The following is a 513-nucleotide window of genomic DNA, read 5'->3' as shown; positions in this document are numbered from 1 at the left end:
TCGGTGTCTACGCCGTAGCCACGGTCGGCTTCAGCCGAAGCAGGGTTACCTGCGGCGTCTTCTGTTTCAACCTTGGCGTGAACGTTCGAATCAGCAGCCAGTTCAGCACCGGGAACATCCACGTTCCAGGTCTTGCCATCGGCATTAACAGTCGTTGTGTAGTCCTTACCGTTGACCGTTACGGTCACAGTATCGCCAGCCTTGACGTCTTCACCAACCGTACCGGTGATGGTCACATCGCTTTCCGATTCAGCTTTGTTGATCACATCATCGCCCGCAATCGTGTCGATGGTGATCGCCGCTTCGGGCAGATCGGTATCCACACCGTAGCCGCGGTCGGCTTCAGCCGAAGCAGGGTTACCAGCGGCGTCTTCGGTCTCGACCTTGGCGTGTACGTTCGAATCAGCAGCCAGCTCAGCACCGGGAACGTCCACGTTCCAGGTCTTGCCATCGGCGTTAACGGTGGTCGTGTAGTCCTTACCGTTGACCGTTACGGTCACGGTATCGCCGGCC

1 protein-coding gene is annotated in these 513 nt (G+C 58.1%); it reads right to left on the bottom strand.

Features of this window, described 5'->3' with window-relative positions; all coding sequences use genetic code 11:
• A partial coding sequence (locus AC1RSM_RS18650; RefSeq protein ID WP_492934064.1) for an Ig-like domain-containing protein occupies positions 1-513 on the bottom strand: 513 nt, incomplete at both ends.

The sequence above is a fragment of the Alcaligenes sp. GW821-FHT11D07 genome, assembly GCF_058808495.1.
The sequence above is the reverse complement of the archived record's forward strand: the minus strand, read 5'-3'. Positions and strand labels throughout refer to the sequence as shown.